Genomic DNA, 16,531 nt, shown 5'->3' with positions numbered 1-16,531 from the left:
GCAGGACGAAGGGGCGCAGCTGCTACAGCCGCCTCACTGATTTACCAGTTCGCCCCTGCCTTACAGCGCTACCTGGGTTTGCAAAGTGATTTCCGGCTTGTAGTCCACGTTGTTCACGTTTGTAAAGTCGGGACGAGCGCGGTAGTTGAGCGTAAACTTGGCGTTGTGCCCATCAATGTAGAAGTTAGCGCCCGCATCAAAAATGTTCACGTTTTTCTGCTCGCCGCTGCTGGTGCGCAAGCCTTCGTAGCCGGCCAGCAGGTGGGAAGCATAGGGCTGCACGCGCAGCTTAGGACCCAGCAGATTTTTAGGCAGCAGGTAGCCCGCCTGCAGGTAGCCTACATTGCCGGTACCCGAGTGAGGCACGGCGTTACCACGACGGGCGTCAGCGCCCCAGCCGGGGTTGGCGGCCCCAATGAAGCGGGTGTGGTTCGGGCCCATGTTGTAGTTGTAATACACTCCGTAAAGCGTGAAGGCCGTGCCGGCATCCTTATTAATGGGCGTATCAAAGAACACATCAGCCGCAAACAGGGCAATGTCGTGCTTGCGCGTACCAATGGTGTTTAGGGAGCCAACGCCGGCGGTGGTGGCCGCGTCGATGGCCGCTGCGTTCAGCACACTGCCGGCCGGGCGCGAGTACATGCCGTCTTTGTTATAAAAGAAGCCCGCCCCGATGTTGAACACGCGCTTGGCCCCAGGTAAGTGCCCACATTGAAGGGTAACAGGTTGGCTTCCTGCTCCAGAAATTCGTAGCTAAAGTAGCCCTGGTACACGTGGTTGGTACCCTGCGGATTGTACTGGGCCGTATTGCTGCCGGTGTTCAGCCGATTTGCGCCGGTGCCGGTGGTCGTACCTAGGCCCAACGGGGTGCTGAACGCCCCCGTCTGATTGGTCAGGAACGCCTCATTCACTGACAAAACGTAGTCGAGCTTGCCAATGCGGCCCTTGCCGTACACGCCAATACCGCGCACAAACTGGTCGATAGCCTCAATGGTAGGCCAGTTGGTGAGCGGCGCATCCAGGGTAAGGTAATTGATGGTGCTGGAGCGCGTCATGCGCGAAAGGCCGTTCTGGTAGTGCATGCCCGCCCCAGGTTCAGATACTTATTGACCTTATACTCTACTACTGCCTCGTGCACAAAAAGCTGAGGCTTTTTGCCGTCTACGGCAGGCGTAACACCCCCACTCACAGCCGTTTGGTTATTGACACCGATGTGCGTGTACACCAAAAAGCGCGGGTTCAACTGCGAAAGCACAATCAGGCGGGAACGACGCAAGGAAAAATCCAGCTGGTCAGACTGGGGCTTGCCTGGAGCACGTAGGGTGCCGGCGTTGTTTTCGGTGTAGCGCGTCCAGACTTGGTGCCAGGTGATAAACCGCAGGTACTTGGTGCCGTCCGGGGAAAGATTTACTTTCATACCAGAGCCGTAGGGCACGGTTTCGGCGGGAGTAGCAGTGGGCACGGCCACGACGGGCGTGGGAGCCGCAGGTGGTGGAGCCGGCGTAGCAGGCGGCTGAGTAGGCGTTACCTGGGCCGTAGCACCGGCGGCTGATGCCAGCAGCGCGCTCATAGCCAACGCGTAGCGAGTAGTTCGCATAGGGTTTGGTGGGGTTGAGGGTTGGGATGGGTCGGGGCAGGTAGCCAGCCACCAAGCGGTGCCGGACTAGTAGCCCCAAGTAGGAAAATCCCAACGCAGAAGTCACGCAGTAGTTATACTTCTGCTAAGCGCTATAGCCTACCCCTGCCGAAACCGCTCCCAGCGAATCATCATGTACTTATCCCCAGCTCCGTCACGATAAGTCCGGCCTCTTTCAGGTTTTCGGGCTTCTGAAAAAACTCTGCTAGCTCCTTCTGATTCATGATTTTGTAGGTAGGATGATAGTCGGTTTGGCGGGGGGCTTTCATGCCGTATTTCTTTACCCAGTTCATCACCGACACGTGACTTACGCCCAGCAGCCGCTCAATTTCGCGGTAGCTCACTCCCTCCACGTATAGCTGCAGAGCTTTAATGACGTAGTAGGAGTTTATTTCCTTGCCGGCCTTGGCCACGGAGAAGTGGTAGCCGCAGTTCTTGCACTTGTACCGCTGCCGGCCGCCTACAATCCCGCTTTTGGTAGCATCCGTCGATTCACACTTGGGGCAATGCAGCTGAGACATACGGGGGTGAGTAAGGAGTTACTATACAATACCTATAGCTATTTAGTAAACATATAGTATTTTAGCAACTATTATTCTATTCAGCACAGTTAGTATGTAGTATGAGTCAGGGGTATGACAAACACAAGACTGTCATGCAGGACTGGAGGCGATGCATATCACATCCTGACGTTGTGCTACTAATCAACGATTCGAGCGAGGACGTGGGTAGAACAGTGGCTCTAACTACTTACCCGTAAAATCCAGGTCATAGAGCACATTCAGCCGAAACCCGTGGTTATTTTCGAAAACCGGCCGGCCCGAGACGGGGTCCGGGGAGGCGTGCTGGCTGATCTGATAGAGGTAGTTCAGCTCCACCTTGGCTTTGTCATTGAATTGATGACCTAGCCCACCGGATAGCCGATTCTGGTTGAACACATTGCCTGCCACGTTGCGCCCGAAGCCGATGAACAGCTCATCGAAAGCGTTGAGGTACCACTCCCCGTCTTCCACCTTTGGTCCTTGCAGCGGATATTGCCCAGAAAGCTGGTAGCGAATCCGGTTCTGAAATGCCCAGTCCTGCACCGGGCCTTGCCCTTCGGCACTACGGGAACCCAGCCAGCGCTGCTCCAGCCGCAAACGGTGCGTGAGCGAGAGCCGGCCCACTGGGTTTTCCAGCGAAACGTCCTGGTACAAGCGGTGCTCAGGTTCGGGCCGCGCAGGCACGGTGGGGTAGTCACCGTAGCGGTGGGTCTGGAAGTAGGTGTACCCCCGCTTATCGTTGCGTGGTTGGGGAGCGTGCGTACCAGCCCCAGGCGGGCCAATTGCTGCTGCGGGGCCCGCAACCAATTCACCCGCCGCCACTGATATTCGGTGTGCACGGCCCACTTCTCGGTCAGCTGATGGTCACCGGAATACACCAGCCACCCCAGCGTATTTCGGTCCGTGAGGCGGGGACTCTGGCCGTAGCCAGTAGCCGCCAGCGCACAGCAACCAAATAGCAGAAAGAAGATTTTTATCATTAGAACTGCCCTAAACTGTCAGGCACGTAGGACAGCGTACGCCCCCAGTCCGGCGGGGTTCGGGTAATGGGCTATTTACGGGCGCAACAGCGTCGCCAGCACGGCATCTACGGCCAGCCCCAGCCGACGCATGTCTAGGCGGGCCAGCGTATCAGTGGGCTCGTGGTAGCTCTTGTTGCGGTAGAAAGCCGTATCGGTGAGCAATACGGCCGAATAGCCAAAATGCCAGTAATTCAGGTGGTCCGAAAAATCGATACCGGGCAGCCAGGCCGGAGCTTTAAAGCGTTTCACGGGCAGCGTGGCCGCCGCTTTGTAACGACGCGCAAACTGACGGCCGAACCGGCCATTCCCAAATTTTTGGGCTACCGTTACGTAGTTACCGCGCCGGCCGTATAGCCACTTCAAGGCGCCTACCGGGTACTCTTGGCTGCCGGGCTGGTCGTTGTAGTAGCCCAGCATTTCCAGGGCCACCATGCCACGCACCGGCACGCCGGCCTCGCGCAGGGCCTGAGCGTGCACGTAGCTACCCATTTGTTTGGTACGAAAGAAAGGCGGCTCCTCTAGCGTGTAGGCAACCAGCTCAATGGGATACGGCAACCGGGGCTGTTGCCCAAGCAGGCGAGCCAGTTCCAACAGGGCAGCTACCCCGGTGCCGTTATCATCGGCGCCTGGCTGCTCCCCGCAGACATCGTAGTGAGCCCCTACCACCACGCGCGGGCCCTGAGCAGGCCCGAAGTACCCCACAATGTTGCGGTAGCGGCGGCCTTGCACCTCGTATTGCTGTTCACTGGTGCGGGCACCGGCCGCGGCCAGTTCCCGCCGGATGTAGTCGGCGGCTTGGTTAAGGCTGGCTTCGTGAAGGTAGTTGCGCGGCGCGGGCGTGGTAGTCAGGGCCACTAGGTGCCGGCGCAAATGAGCAGTATCGGCAGGGGTTTGCCCGTGCGCGCGCAAGGCGCCCGCCGCCAGGAACACTAAGATAAGTAGAAGCCGCTGCCGCATAGTAAATCAGCTAAGGTGTGGGTGCTAGATGCGCAGGCCCTACTTTTGGTTGCCCAAACGACCGTTCACCGCTACGTTGTTTCCTTTCATTTACCCCGCTCATGCCCACCCCTACCCCATTTCGCAGCATCGTTCCGACTGATTTAAAACCCAGCGACTGGCATCCGTTCATGGTGGGAGCGGTGGCGCCCCGCCCCGTAGCCTTCGTCAGCACCCAGGATGCCGCCGGCAACGTTAACCTCAGTCCCTTTAGCTTTTTCAATTGCTTTGGCTCAAACCCGCCCATTCTGGTTTTCTCGCCGGCCAACCGGGTGCGCGACAACTCCCAGAAGCACACGTTGGAAAACGTGCGAGAGGTAGCCGAGTGCGTCATTCACATCTGCGACTACGCCATGGTGGAGCAAATGTCCTTGGCCAGCACCGAATACGAGAAAGGGGTTAATGAATTCGTGAAGGCCGGTTTTACCGAGGTAGCCAGCCAGCAAGTGCGCCCACCGCGGGTGCTGGAGGCCCCTGCCGCCTTCGAGTGCGTGGTGGAGCAAGTGGTGGAGTTGGGCACCAACAACGGCGCGGGCAACCTGGTCATCTGCCGGGTGGTGCTGGCCCACTTTCGGGAGGACATTATTCTACCTTCCGGCATTGGCATCGACCCCGAGAAGCTGGACGCCATTGCCCGCCTGGGCGGCGACTGGTACTGCCGGGCCTCGGGCAGCAGCCTCTTTGAGGTGCCCAAACCCAACCGCAACCTGGGCATCGGCATTGACCAGTTGCCAGAGCATATCCGCACCTCCGAGGTGCTGACGGGCAATAACCTGGGCCGGCTGGCCAACATCGAGCAACACGCCCCACCTACTCCCGAGCAGGTGCGAGCCTACCAGCAGGAGCCACTGGTAGCATACACCCTGAACAAGTTTCGTGGTGAACCGGCCCGACAGCGCCGGGAGCTGATGCTGCTAGGTAAGCAGTTACTAGAGGAAGGCCGACTGCTGGAAGCCTGGCAGGTATTACTGCTGGCCGCGCCGCCCGCAGGCGAGTAGTTGCCTCTTGCACTTTGCCACTCATTCTAGGTGCTGACTTCTCTTTTGCTTAGCCGCGCACAACCAGCCCGCACAGCACCACCAGTAGGTTACGTTATATGTTACGAAATGCATTTCGCCCGTACCACGTCTATTTTTTAAGTTTCACCTGGCTTTTCGTTCAACTTATTTTATTTAGCCGCTACGGGGTAAAAATTGTTTTTGATAGCCACCGCTATATTCAGCACGCCACAGAAATGGCCGTGCAGCATCACTTGGTTTGGGACCGGAACATCTTATACATTGGGTATACGGCATTACTGGCTTTATTTTTAAAACTTCAGCTACCCTTCGAAGCCGTTGTTGTATTTCAAAGCCTGCTTTCTGGCGTAGCCGCTTGTTGCCTGTACGCCCTAGCCCAGCGCCTTACCGGCCGCTGGCAGGCGGCGTTTACAGCTACTCTGGCCTACGTTGCCTGGCCCGATTTGCAGGCCTGGAACTTCTATATTCACACCGATGCCCTGTTCTGCAGCATCCTCACGATTTATACGTACGTTCTGCTCAAGGCCCAAAAGGTCAGGCAATTACTACTGGCGGCACCTTTGCTTGGGTGGCTGCTTTTCTTGCGGCCTAATGGTATCGTCATTGGGGTAGCTACCTTTTTCTACCTGCTTTTCCTGCTCAAGCACTACAGCCAATCTATCTTCCGCCGGGTTGCGGTGGGTGCATCCGTGGTATTTATTTTACTTGCCGGATTTAGTTTTAATAGAATACTACACAATATCTTCTCGCTCATATCTATCTACCAGGGCGGCTCTTTATTTGGCGGCCACCCGTTCGGGGCTGTTACCTCTAGCGCCCCGTTGTATATTCCGGCCGCTACCGCACCACTGTGGCAGCAATTACTATTATTTATTGGCCACAATCCTTTTTACTTTACTAAATTATTTGTCTTAAAATTCATCGTATTCTTTGCACAGATTAAACCGTATTATTCCGCAATTCATAATATTTCTATCATTTTATTTATTTACCCAGCTTATTTACTTGCCTGGCTAGGGATAAAAAAAACTATTCTCTCCCAACCGCAGCGGCTGTTTTTCCTGATAGTAATCGGCTTACAAGCTACTATTGCCGCGGCTACCCTACCCGATTGGGACAACCGATTTATTGTGCCACTACTGCCCGGTATATTTCTGTTAGCGGCCATCGGCATTCCGGTTGGGCGGCAGCTGGGCGTACCCTCGTCCGTGCGTCCTGCACAGGTTAGCCAGGGCAAACCGTAGCGTAGCAGGGATACCTGATGGCACGCTTGCGCCTACTCCACGAGCCCATTTTCCCAGCTGGCTGTCTATTTGCTAAGTAACGGGGTGGCCATAAAAAAGGCCTGTACTAATGTACAGGCCGTATTGCACTACAAAATCCGTGGAATCTGAATAATCCGTCTAAATCCGTGACTTAGTTACGCACGGCAATCATCAGGGCTAGCTCTTTGTAGCGCATGTTGAACTTGCGGGCAATGCTGGCGTTAGTGAGCGAACCTTTATAGACATACACCCCGGAGCGGAAGTGCTCGTTGGTAAACAACACCTCATTGATGCCCCGTGCTGGCTGATTTCCTGCAGAATAGGCGTAAAAATGTTGCTTAGGGCGTTGGTAGCGGTGCGCGGCACCCGGGAGGCAATGTTGGGTACGCAGTAATGAATCACGTCGTACTTGCGGAAGACGGGCTTGCTATGGCTCGTCATCTCGCTGGTTTCAAAGCAACCGCCCTGGTCAATGCTCACGTCGATAATCACGGAGCCCGGCGCCATCTGCGACACCACGTCTTCGGACACCATGAAGGGTAGGCGGCCTTCTTCGGCGTTCAGGGCCCCAATCACTACGTCGGCGCGGCGGATTTGCTGGTTGAGGGCGTAGGTGTCGAGGGTGCTCGTGTAGAGCTGCGGGGTGCACAGGTTCATTTTGAGCCGGCGCAGCTTGTAGAGGTGGTTGTCGAACACTTTCACCTCGGCCCCCAGCCCGGTAGCAGCGCGGGCGGCGTACTCGGCCACTGTACCCGCTCCCAAAATCACGACCTGGGACGGTGGCACGCCCGTAATACCGCCCAGAATCACGCCTTTACCCTCGTTGGAGCGGGCCAGGTACTCGGCCGCAATGAGCATAACGGTGGAACCCGCAATTTCCGACATGGCCCGCACCACCGGCCGGGCCCCGGAAGGGTCCTTAATCAGCTCAAAGCTGATGGCATTAATCTTTTTCTTGGTTAGGGCCGTGATGTATTCGCCCGTCAGGGTGCCAAACTGCAGGGCCGAAATCAGGGTTTGCCCGGCCCGCATGTACTCAATCTCGTCGTAGGTAGGCGGGGCTACTTTCAGGATGATATCGGCCTCGAACACCTCCTTTTGCGAGTAGGCAATGGTAGCGCCCGCCTCGGAGTAGTCGTGGTCGGAGTGTTTGCTGGGCTCCCCGGCCCCACTTTCCAGCAGAATTTCGTGGCCTGCCTCCACCAAGTGCTTCACGGCTTCGGGCGTTAGGCAGATGCGGTTTTCCTGCAGCGAGGTTTCCCGCGGCAGCCCGATAAACAGCTTCCGTTTCCGCGTTTCCACGGCCAGCATGGATTCCTGCGTGAAATAGGCGCGGCTGGTAGCCAACGACTCGAATCCGGGGGGTACTGCTTCGGGCATCTTGTTAAATTAAAAATTAAAAATCATGAATTAAAAAGTGGCGTACGAGCTGGCCTTATTAGTAATGGAGGAGGGCAAGTCGCATTTCATTTTTAATTCTCAATTTTTAATTCCCTCGAAGAGGGGCCGGTGACGGTAAGCGTGATAACCAGTCGCTCGGGCGGCAACAGCGCCTCGACGCGGCTCGGCCACTCGATTAGGCAAAGATAACCAGAATCGAAGTACTCTAGGGCCCCAATGCCTTCGGCTTCCCGCACATCGTTCATTCGGTAGAAATCGAAGTGGTAGATGGGCTGATTTTCGGCGTCCCGGTACTCGTTGACGAGGGAGAAGGTAGGACTGCTGATGTCGTCGGGCACGCCCAGGCTCTGGCACAGGGCTTTGATGAAGGTCGTTTTGCCTGCGCCCATCTCGCCCTCGAAGCAAATGATGGAGTGCCCGTGCATAGCGGCGCGCACCTGCGCGGCGGCCTGGGGTAGCGCGTCAAGCGAAGAAATGAGAATGGTTTCACTGATCATCGGAGGAGGCAGAACAAGTGAGGCGTTTGACTTAAGCCCACAAATTTGGTTAATCTGCCGCAATGCCGGTCCCTACCCCATCTTCCGCGGAAAGTACTGCTGCAGAATCGAACCGGACCTTATTATAGGTACTGGAACCGATCTTCGGTTCGGATGATTAAGCAGAAGCTCGTATCAGAACGCCCCACTGAGTATTACCGCCGCTGGGTCCAGGAGCTACATTCCAACGACTCCGCAACCGGCCAGCTTTGGCCAGTTGCTGCGCGCCGCCCACTGGTGGATACGCCCTAACTACAGGGGTTTCTTGGGAGTTTTCAGGGCTGCTGGGCTTCAGACAGTCAGGGTCTTCTATATTTGGCCGACCCAAACCATGACCTCACCATGCAAGTTTCCCGAATGGCCGGTAGCCTGATCGGCTCCGAAATCATCAAAATCGGCAACGAAGTAAACGATATGATTCGCAAGGGGGAGCAGATCTGCAACCTCACCATCGGCGACTTCGACCCGAGCATTTTCCCGATTCCGGCCGAGCTGCAAAACGAAATTACCCGCGCCTACCAGAGCGGGCACACCAACTACCCCCCGGCCAACGGCATGGCGGCCCTGCGCGAAGCGGCCGCTACGTTCACCGAAACCCGCCTGGGCCTGGCGTACTCGCCCAATGATTTTCTGGTGGCCGGCGGCTCCCGCCCCCTCATTTACGCTACCTACCTGGCCCTAGTAGACCCCGGCGACAAGGTGGTATTCCCGGTGCCCAGCTGGAACAACAACCACTACTGCCATCTTTCTGCGGCCCAGGCCGTGATGGTAGAAACCCGCCCCGAAAACAACTTCATGCCCACGGCCGAGGAGCTGGCGCCCCACCTAGCGGGTGCTACCCTGCTGGCGTTGTGCTCCCCGCTCAACCCCACGGGCACCGTTTTCAGCAAGCAAGATCTGGAGGCTATCTGCGACGTGGTACTGGCCGAAAATCAGCGCCGCCAGCCCGGAGAAAAGCCGCTTTATTTGCTCTACGACCAGATTTACTGGCTGCTCACCTTTGGCGCGACCGAGCACTACGACCCCGTGAACCTGCGCCCCGCCCTGCGCGAATACACCGTGTATATTGACGGCATCTCAAAGTGCCTGGCTGCTACCGGCGTGCGGGTGGGCTACGCCTTCGGTCCGGCTGTGGTCATTGACAAGATGAAGTCTATTCTGGGCCACGTGGGAGCCTGGGCGCCCAAGGCCGAGCAGGTTGCTACCGCGAACTATCTGCCCGAGACTACCGCCGTGGATGAGTTCCTGGAGCAGTTCAAGGAGAAAGTACAACATAGCCTCGACGCTCTGCACCAGGGCCTACAAGCCATGAAAGCCCAGGGGCTGCCCGTGGACTCCATGGTTCCGATGGGCGCTATCTACCTGACTGCCAAGCTAGACGTACTGGGCAAAACCGCCCCTGATGGTCAGATTCTTAGTACTACCAAAGAGTTGACTTCCTACCTCATCAGCGAGGCGCGGCTGGCCTTGGTGCCCTTCAGCGCCTTCGGGACGGATGGCGCGGCGCCCTGGTTCCGTATGTCGGTGGGAGGCGCTTCCCTGGAATCTATTGAAGCGGCTCTGCCCCGGCTGCGGACGGCGCTGGAGGCTCTACGCTAGTGCCGCTGGCGCCGGCTAGTCCCTAATAGCTTTCCGATGAGCACAGAACAACAACGGGCCCCACCAGGCTGCTGGTGGGGCCCGTTGTTGTTCCGTGGGCTGGCCTACTAGCCCGGTTATTTTCGCGGAGTATGCGACGTTCTTGCTATCTTCCGGCATTCGATTCCTAACCTACTGGTTGAGAATTAAATACCCTGCTCCTTTTCGGCCGCTGTTTCTTATCCATGCGCTGGCCGGACCATCTGCCCCCTATTGCACTTTCCGCTTTATTCAACCACCGGATTGTGTGCCCATGCGCTTTTGTTTACCCCGCCTCACTGGAGGGTCCGTTGCTGTTCTGGGAGCCGTAGTGCTGCTCCTGCCGTTCTCTACTCGCGCCCAGGTGCACCCGGCTGCCGTAGTGGGCACCGTGCGCACTAGCACTGGTGCCGCCGTGGAGTACGCTACCATTACCCTGCATCGGGCCGCCGATTCGGCCGTTGTTAAAACTGAGTTCAGCGACGCGGCCGGCCAGTTTCACTTGGCACCGTCCGTGGGAGGGCGCTACCTAGTGTCAGCGGCGCAGCTGGGATATGGCCGCGCGTGGCTGGGGCCGCTAGAAGTAACGGCCGCTCCCCTCCCGGCCCCCCTGGCCTTTGTCCTGACGGCCGGGGCCGCCACCCAGCTCAAGGGAGTAACCGTCACGGGCCAGCGCCCTACCTTTGAGCGCCTCGCCGACCGCACCATTGTGAACGTGGAAGGCAGCACGCTCAGCGCCGGCAATACAATACTGGATGTGCTGGGCCGCGCCCCGGGTGTGTCCCTGGATGCCAACGACAACCTGGCGCTCCGGGGCAAGCAGGGCCTGCTGGTGCTCATCGACGGCAAGCGCCAACCCATGACCGGGGCCGAGTTAGCCAACCTGCTCCGTTCCTTGCCCGCCGAGCAGGTGAGTACGGTGGAGCTAATTACTAATCCGCCGGCCAAGTACGATGCCCAGGGCGGAGCGGGCATCATTGCCATCAACCTGAAGAAGGACCAGCGCCTGGGCACGAATGGCAGCCTGAACACCGCTTACGGCCGGGGCCGCTACGGCAAATTCACCTCGGGCCTAAGCCTAAACCACCGGCAGAAAAAGCTCAACCTCTACGGCTCCTACGCCTACGCCAACCGGCAGAGCTTTCAGGAGCTTGACTTCAGCCGAACGTACCGGCAGGACGCCGGCACCACGGGCCTCAAAACGGTGCAGCGCAACACGCCCCGCGGACACCTACAGTCGCACACCTGGCGGGCCGGCGCCGATTACTCGCTCAGTAAGCAAACGACCCTGGGCGCTGTGGTTAGCGGCCTAAGCAGCCAAACGCCCTCTAAAGGCCTGAACGAAGCCGCCTATTTTGATGCCCAGAACCAGCTACTAGGCCGCTCCATTTCCATTAACCGCCGCAACCTGCTGACCCCGAACGTGGCCGGTAACCTCACGCTGCGCCACCTGTTCCCGAAGGACTCCTTGGGCACGCCCGAGCTGACGGCCGATGCCGACGTGGCCCACTACGGCATTACCCGTACCCTGGACCTAGCCACTACCTACCAGGCGCCGCTCACGACTACCCCCGGCACGCTGCTGGGCGACCAAAGCGGCACGCTTACCCTCTGGGGCGCAAAAACCGATTACATCCGGCCCCTGCGGCACCGCTTGCGCCTGGAAGCTGGCGTGAAAATAACCCAGGTTTCGTCGGATAACGACGTGCTGTTCGTGCGCACTCGCGACGGGGTCAGCCAGGTTGATCGGGGCCTTACCAACCGGTTCCGGTATTCAGAAAACATCAATGCCGCCTACGTTAGCCTGACCCGCACCCGCCCGGAGCTGACGGTTACGGCCGGCCTGCGTGGGGAACAAACCAATGCCACCGGCCGCCAGGACGTGGGCCAAACCTCATTTTCCCGCCATTATTTCCAGCTGTTTCCTAACCTGGCGTTGCGCCGGACTTTGTCGGATAAGCACGAGTTGGCCTTTGCCCTCAGCCGCCGCCTCGACCGCCCCACGTACAACCAGCTGAACCCGTTCCGCTCCTACGTGGATGCTACCTCCTACCGCACCGGCAACCCGGCCCTGTGGCCCGCTACCAGCGTGCAAGCCGAGCTGACCCACACGTTCCGCCACAAAATCAGCACGGCCCTGAGCTACACCCGCACCAACCGCCCCGTGGTGAACGTGTACCTGCTGGACGCGGATCAGCTGGTAGCCTCCACCGACGTGAACCTGCGCACCCAGGAGTACTACGGCCTAACCCTGACGGCCCCGCTGGAGCCGGCCAAGTGGTGGAAGCTGTACGCCAACGCGGAACTGTTTTTCATTCAGTTTCAGGGCCTAGTTGACGGGGCAACGCCTCCTGCTGGCCAGCCGGGCGCCATCATCAGCCTTAACAACAGCCTAACACTGGGCCACGGCTGGAGCGCCGACCTCAACAGCAGCTACAACTCCCGGGAGCAGTTTGCCTTCCAGACCATCCGCTCGTTTGGGCAGGTAGGCGCCGGCGTACAGAAACAGCTAGGCAAAACCCTGATCCGACTCAACGCCACGGATATTTTCTACACTACCCCGTTGCGCGTTACTTCGCGCTACCGGGTGCTGGAGGAAAGCTACCGCTCCGCCCAAGACTCACGGGTGGTTACCGCTTCGCTGACCTACCGTTTCGGCAACGACAAGGTGGCCGCCGCTCGCCGCCGCGCTACCGGCGCAGAAGACGAGAAGCGCCGCGCCGCCACCGGTCAGTAATTCTATATAGTCTTGCGCTGACTGCCCATTAAGCCTGGCTTTCTACAAAGAAGGCCAGGCTTTGCATTACAGGACATATGACCAAGAGGTGGAATCAACGAACAGCCAAGTAGGAAACCCTGCTAATAAAATGGCAAGTAGAGAAAATGAACCTCCTGCTTCGCCTACGGCTCTGTAGGACGTTTTTGTAAAGTCGATTCTACCTGTCTCTGCTCTATACACTCCTGGATACAGGCAACTGCACAAATTTTGTGGTCTTTACGCAACCTATATGATGTATCATACATCTATATGATACATCATACAACAGCTCATGCTTTCCAGCGTCATCTTTTACTCCCTGGACAAAGCCATTCGGCAGTACCGCCGCATGGCCCAGGCCAACATCGACCGGGCCGGCGTCAGTATTAGCATCGACCAGTGGCTGGTGCTGCGGGTGATTCAGGAAACCGATGACCTCACCCAAACCGACATTGCCGAACGGGTTTTCAAAGATCAGGCCTCCGTGGCCCGCATGATCCGGCTGCTGCTGGAGCGGGGTCTGCTGCTGGCCGAACCCCTACCCCACGACGGCCGCCGTACCCAGCTGCGGGTGTCGGTGGAGGGACTCCGCACCTTAGACGCGGTGGAGCCCGTGGTGCTCAGCAACCGCGCAATAGCCCTGGAAGGGCTCAGCGAAAATGACCTGAACACCCTGCGCTACTTACTAGAGCGCATTGCCACAAACTGCGGCGCCCCACCCCCGCTATCTAGGCACTAGCAGCGCAGCGGAATCAACCAAAAATTTAGCATTTGAAATATTTTATTTTTCAAATACGAAATCATTCGTATGTTTACTACGAAACTATTCGTAGTCGCTGAGCACGGGACGGCCGCCTTGTTGTTCAGCTCGCCTTTTGGGGCTGGTCGCTTGATTTTTCTTTCCCATCTCACCTTGTTTTCTCATGAAGACTATGCATCCCGGGCAGCCGCGCGGATTCGCCTTGCTGTTCCTTTTATCAGCGCTACCCCTCACGCGGGCAGTAGGTCAGGGCGTCAGTGGGCAAGTCCGGACTGGTGCCGGGGGGGCCGTGGAATATGCTACCGTGGTGTTGCACCGGGCCGCCGATTCGGCGGTAGTAAAAACCGAGTTTAGCGACGAAAAGGGCGCTTTCCGCTTTGAGTTGACCGCCGCGGGGCGCTACCTAGTGTCGGCTTCACAGGTAGGGTTCGGGCGGGCTTGGACCGGGCCGCTGGAAGTTACCGCCGGCTCGCCACCCCCTTCTCTGACGCTAACGCTACAACCCAACAAGGCAACGGCTCTCAAGGAAGTAACCATCACGGGGCAGCGCCCAACCTTTGAGCGGGAAGCCGACCGCACCATTGTAAACGTGGAGGGCAGTACACTAGCGGCCGGCAATACCTCCCTGGATGTGCTGCGCCGCTCCCCGGGCGTGACGGTGGACGGCAACGATAACCTCGCGCTCCGGGGCAAACAGGGCTTGCTCGTGCTCATTGATGGCAAGCGCCAACCCATGACGGGCACGGAGCTGGCCGACTACCTGCGGGCCCTACCCGCCGAGCAATTGAAAAGCATCGAGCTGATTACCAACCCACCGGCCAAGTACGACGCCCAGGGCGGGGCGGGCGTTATTGCTATCAACCTGAAGAAAGACCAGCGCCTGGGTACCAACGGCACCGTAAACCTGAGCTACGGCCGCAGCCAGTACAATAAATACGTGTCGGGGCTGAGCGTAAACCACCGCCGCCAGCACCTGAACCTGTTTGGCTCCTATAACTACTCCGACCGCGCCGGCATTGGCAAGCTGAGCATACACCGCGACTTTTACCGGGTTGACACCACCGGCCGGCTGCCGCGCCAGCTCATTCAAACCACCGACCAGGAAAATCGGGCGCCCAACCAGTCCCGCTCCCACACCTGGAAGGCCGGGCTCGACTACACCCTCTCGAAGCGCACGACGCTGGGCGGGGTAGTTAGTGGCCTGCAAAACCGCAACGAGCAAAACGGTCGCAACCACACGGCCGTCAACAACTTGGAGCGGACTCTGCAGCAGCAATATGCTTCTACCAATGACCGTCAGGGCCGCTACGCCAACGTGGCCGGCAACCTGAACTTCCGCCACACCTTCCCTGATTCCCTGGGCACCCACGAGCTAACCGCCGACGCCGATTTTGCCCGCTACCGCACTACCCGCGACCAGCGGCTAGAAACGCGCTTCAACGGCGCCGAGCAAGTGGGCGAAACCATCATCGGCGACCAGCAGGGCTTACTCACGATTCAGTCGGCGAAGGTGGACTACGTGCAGCCCCTGAGCAAGCAGCTGCGGTTAGAAGCTGGGGCCAAGGCCAGCCTGGTTTCCGCCGATAACGACGTGCAGTTCTTTACTAACGGGGAGCTGGACCGAAACCGCTCCAACCGCTTCCGCTACGATGAGAACATCAACGCGGGCTATTTTAACCTGAACTACAGCCTGCCCAAGCTGAGCTTGCAGGGCGGCCTGCGCGCCGAGCAAACCAACGCCGTGGGCAAGCAGGACGTCGTGCAGGTGGGCCGCACGCCTAACTTCGACCGCCATTACTTCCAGTTGTTCCCAAGCGCAGCCCTGAAGCGGACTTTCTCCGACAAGCACGAAACCAGCCTCTCCCTGAGCCGGCGCATCGATAGGCCGTCGTATAACCAGCTGAACCCCTTCCGCATCATCATCGACAAGACCACCTCCGGGGCCGGCAACCCCGACCTGCGCCCCCAGACCAGCTACAATTTTGAGCTGAACCATACCTACCGCCAGAAGTACAGCCTGGGGCTGAGCTACAGCCTAACCAGCAACCCGCTGATTGGGGTAGTACAGCCGGAATCGGATAGCACGGTGGTGTCGACTACCCAGAACCTAACGCGCCAGCACTACTACGCCCTCACTTTCACGGCCCCGGTGGAGGTAGCCAAGTGGTGGAATATGTATAACAACGCCGTGTTCTATTATAGCCGCTTCGAGGGCAACTTGGCCGGCACGAACCTCGACCGAGGCCGCAGTTCATTCACCCTTAGCTCCAACCACACGTTCACCTTTGGAAAGGGCTGGAGTGCCGAGCTGAACGGTTCCTACCAGTCACGGGAGGTGTACGGCTTCATCCTGGCCCGGCCCAACGGGGAAGTGGCCGCGGGCATCCAGAAAAGCCTCTGGAACCGCAAGGGCAACCTCAAACTCAGCGTGGCCGACATCTTCTTTACCCAGCCGCAGCGGGCCGTTTCCTCCTATGACAACTACGTGGAGCGCTTTTACCAACGCCAGGATTCGCGACTAGCTACACTGGCTTTCACCTACCGTTTCGGCAACGATAAGCTGGCGCCCACCAAGCGCCGGGGCGGCGGAGCCGAAGACGAGAAGCGGCGGGCCGGGGGGCAGTAGGGCATGAACTAGTTGTCCTCCTAACCCAGCAGCACACCTTACTTTTTCTACAGCGCCCACAAGGTAAGCTCCAGTATAAGAGCCTGCCTTGTGGGCGCTGACTGTTTAAAGCGAGTCGAAGGGAAATTAACAACTGCTTCGCAACGCTTTTCACTCCCAATGCTTGCCTCTGCTAGAACTAATAACAGCCAGATTGGGAAGAATCCATTCGACTTCCGACCACAGTAGAGGAAGCCCTATTAAGACTAAGGCTTCCTACCTGACTGCTTGTTAAATATAAATAAACATATAAATATTTTAACTATCCTTACCGTAATATACACGCAAACTACTGCTGTAAAGCACTATATACC

Annotated in this window: 12 protein-coding genes and 2 pseudogenes; 6 read left to right on the top strand and 8 right to left on the bottom strand. The window is 58.1% G+C overall.

From position 1 onward, the window contains the following. Positions 1-60: 60 nt before the first annotated feature. From MUN84_RS21775 to MUN84_RS21750, 6 genes and pseudogenes are all read right to left on the bottom strand, one after another. Positions 61-684 carry a hypothetical protein gene (locus tag MUN84_RS21775; protein WP_244695982.1) on the bottom strand — a complete coding sequence of 208 codons (624 nt, stop codon included), beginning with the start codon at positions 682-684 and terminating at the stop codon, positions 61-63. Beyond that, complete coding sequence (locus tag MUN84_RS21770; RefSeq protein ID WP_244695981.1) at positions 612-1,082, bottom strand: hypothetical protein; 471 nt, start codon at positions 1,080-1,082, stop codon at positions 612-614. The genes MUN84_RS21775 and MUN84_RS21770 overlap by 73 nt, the downstream gene beginning before the upstream one ends. Beyond that, the gene (locus MUN84_RS21765; protein ID WP_244695980.1) at positions 1,052-1,597 is read right to left on the bottom strand and encodes a hypothetical protein; all 546 of its coding nucleotides are present in this window, start codon (positions 1,595-1,597) and stop codon (positions 1,052-1,054) included. Before MUN84_RS21765 ends, MUN84_RS21770 begins: the two co-directional genes overlap by 31 nt. A 170-nt stretch (positions 1,598-1,767) precedes the next feature. Continuing rightward, positions 1,768-2,157: a terminase gpP N-terminus-related DNA-binding protein gene (locus MUN84_RS21760; protein ID WP_244695979.1), complete on the bottom strand. Its 390-nt coding sequence runs from the start codon at positions 2,155-2,157 to the stop codon at positions 1,768-1,770. Between the two features lie 225 nt (positions 2,158-2,382). Then, a pseudogene (locus MUN84_RS21755) lies at positions 2,383-3,158 on the bottom strand (DUF2490 domain-containing protein). A 75-nt stretch (positions 3,159-3,233) separates the two neighbouring features. Continuing rightward, positions 3,234-4,157: a M28 family peptidase gene (locus MUN84_RS21750; RefSeq protein WP_244695977.1), complete on the bottom strand. Its 924-nt coding sequence runs from the start codon at positions 4,155-4,157 to the stop codon at positions 3,234-3,236. 101 nt (positions 4,158-4,258) lie between these two features. Here MUN84_RS21750 and MUN84_RS21745 point away from each other — a divergent pair, with 101 nt between their 5' ends. Beyond that, the gene (locus tag MUN84_RS21745; RefSeq protein WP_244695976.1) at positions 4,259-5,194 is read left to right on the top strand and encodes a flavin reductase family protein; all 936 of its coding nucleotides are present in this window, start codon (positions 4,259-4,261) and stop codon (positions 5,192-5,194) included. Positions 5,195-5,292: 98 nt separating this feature from the next. Beyond that, on the top strand, positions 5,293-6,459 hold the full coding sequence (locus MUN84_RS21740) for a glycosyltransferase family 39 protein (protein ID WP_244695975.1): 1,167 nt from the start codon (positions 5,293-5,295) through the stop codon (positions 6,457-6,459). 172 nt (positions 6,460-6,631) lie between these two features. Here the strand turns inward: MUN84_RS21740 and MUN84_RS21735 are convergent. Both MUN84_RS21735 and tsaE read right to left on the bottom strand, forming a co-directional pair. After that, a pseudogene (locus tag MUN84_RS21735) lies at positions 6,632-7,860 on the bottom strand (alanine dehydrogenase). Positions 7,861-7,952: 92 nt separating this feature from the next. Then, positions 7,953-8,378 carry a tRNA (adenosine(37)-N6)-threonylcarbamoyltransferase complex ATPase subunit type 1 TsaE gene (gene tsaE / locus MUN84_RS21730; RefSeq protein WP_244695974.1) on the bottom strand — a complete coding sequence of 142 codons (426 nt, stop codon included), beginning with the start codon at positions 8,376-8,378 and terminating at the stop codon, positions 7,953-7,955. A 381-nt stretch (positions 8,379-8,759) separates the two neighbouring features. Here tsaE and MUN84_RS21725 point away from each other — a divergent pair, with 381 nt between their 5' ends. The 4 genes from MUN84_RS21725 to MUN84_RS21710 all read left to right on the top strand — a co-directional run bounded on the left by MUN84_RS21725 (position 8,760) and on the right by MUN84_RS21710 (position 16,178). After that, on the top strand, positions 8,760-10,016 hold the full coding sequence (locus MUN84_RS21725; RefSeq protein WP_244695973.1) for a pyridoxal phosphate-dependent aminotransferase: 1,257 nt from the start codon (positions 8,760-8,762) through the stop codon (positions 10,014-10,016). Positions 10,017-10,308: 292 nt separating this feature from the next. Continuing rightward, complete coding sequence (locus tag MUN84_RS21720) at positions 10,309-12,771, top strand: outer membrane beta-barrel protein (RefSeq protein ID WP_244699088.1); 2,463 nt, start codon at positions 10,309-10,311, stop codon at positions 12,769-12,771. A 313-nt stretch (positions 12,772-13,084) separates the two neighbouring features. Beyond that, positions 13,085-13,531 (top strand): MarR family winged helix-turn-helix transcriptional regulator, encoded by a 447-nt coding sequence (locus MUN84_RS21715; protein ID WP_244695972.1) that lies wholly within the window; start codon positions 13,085-13,087, stop codon positions 13,529-13,531. A 184-nt stretch (positions 13,532-13,715) separates the two neighbouring features. Further along, the gene (locus tag MUN84_RS21710) at positions 13,716-16,178 is read left to right on the top strand and encodes a TonB-dependent receptor domain-containing protein (protein ID WP_244695971.1); all 2,463 of its coding nucleotides are present in this window, start codon (positions 13,716-13,718) and stop codon (positions 16,176-16,178) included. Positions 16,179-16,531 lie beyond the last annotated feature (353 nt).

The organism is Hymenobacter sp. 5516J-16, assembly GCF_022919335.1.
In the GTDB taxonomy this organism is placed as follows: domain Bacteria; phylum Bacteroidota; class Bacteroidia; order Cytophagales; family Hymenobacteraceae; genus Hymenobacter; species Hymenobacter sublimis.
The sequence above is the reverse complement of the archived record's forward strand: the minus strand, read 5'-3'. Positions and strand labels throughout refer to the sequence as shown.

Excerpts from the sequence above, each read along its gene's own strand:
- MUN84_RS21725 (WP_244695973.1), top strand. The coding sequence starts at position 8,760 with ATGCAAGTTTCCCGAATGGCCGGTAGCCTGATCGGCTCCGAAATCATC.
- MUN84_RS21760 (WP_244695979.1), bottom strand. The coding sequence starts at position 2,157 with ATGTCTCAGCTGCATTGCCCCAAGTGTGAATCGACGGATGCTACCAAA.
- MUN84_RS21770 (WP_244695981.1), bottom strand. The coding sequence starts at position 1,082 with ATGCACTACCAGAACGGCCTTTCGCGCATGACGCGCTCCAGCACCATC.
- MUN84_RS21750 (WP_244695977.1), bottom strand. The coding sequence starts at position 4,157 with ATGCGGCAGCGGCTTCTACTTATCTTAGTGTTCCTGGCGGCGGGCGCC.
- MUN84_RS21710 (WP_244695971.1), top strand. The coding sequence starts at position 13,716 with ATGAAGACTATGCATCCCGGGCAGCCGCGCGGATTCGCCTTGCTGTTC.
- MUN84_RS21740 (WP_244695975.1), top strand. The coding sequence starts at position 5,293 with ATGTTACGAAATGCATTTCGCCCGTACCACGTCTATTTTTTAAGTTTC.
- MUN84_RS21715 (WP_244695972.1), top strand. The coding sequence starts at position 13,085 with ATGCTTTCCAGCGTCATCTTTTACTCCCTGGACAAAGCCATTCGGCAG.
- tsaE (WP_244695974.1), bottom strand. The coding sequence starts at position 8,378 with ATGATCAGTGAAACCATTCTCATTTCTTCGCTTGACGCGCTACCCCAG.
- MUN84_RS21745 (WP_244695976.1), top strand. The coding sequence starts at position 4,259 with ATGCCCACCCCTACCCCATTTCGCAGCATCGTTCCGACTGATTTAAAA.
- MUN84_RS21720 (WP_244699088.1), top strand. The coding sequence starts at position 10,309 with ATGCGCTTTTGTTTACCCCGCCTCACTGGAGGGTCCGTTGCTGTTCTG.
- MUN84_RS21765 (WP_244695980.1), bottom strand. The coding sequence starts at position 1,597 with ATGCGAACTACTCGCTACGCGTTGGCTATGAGCGCGCTGCTGGCATCA.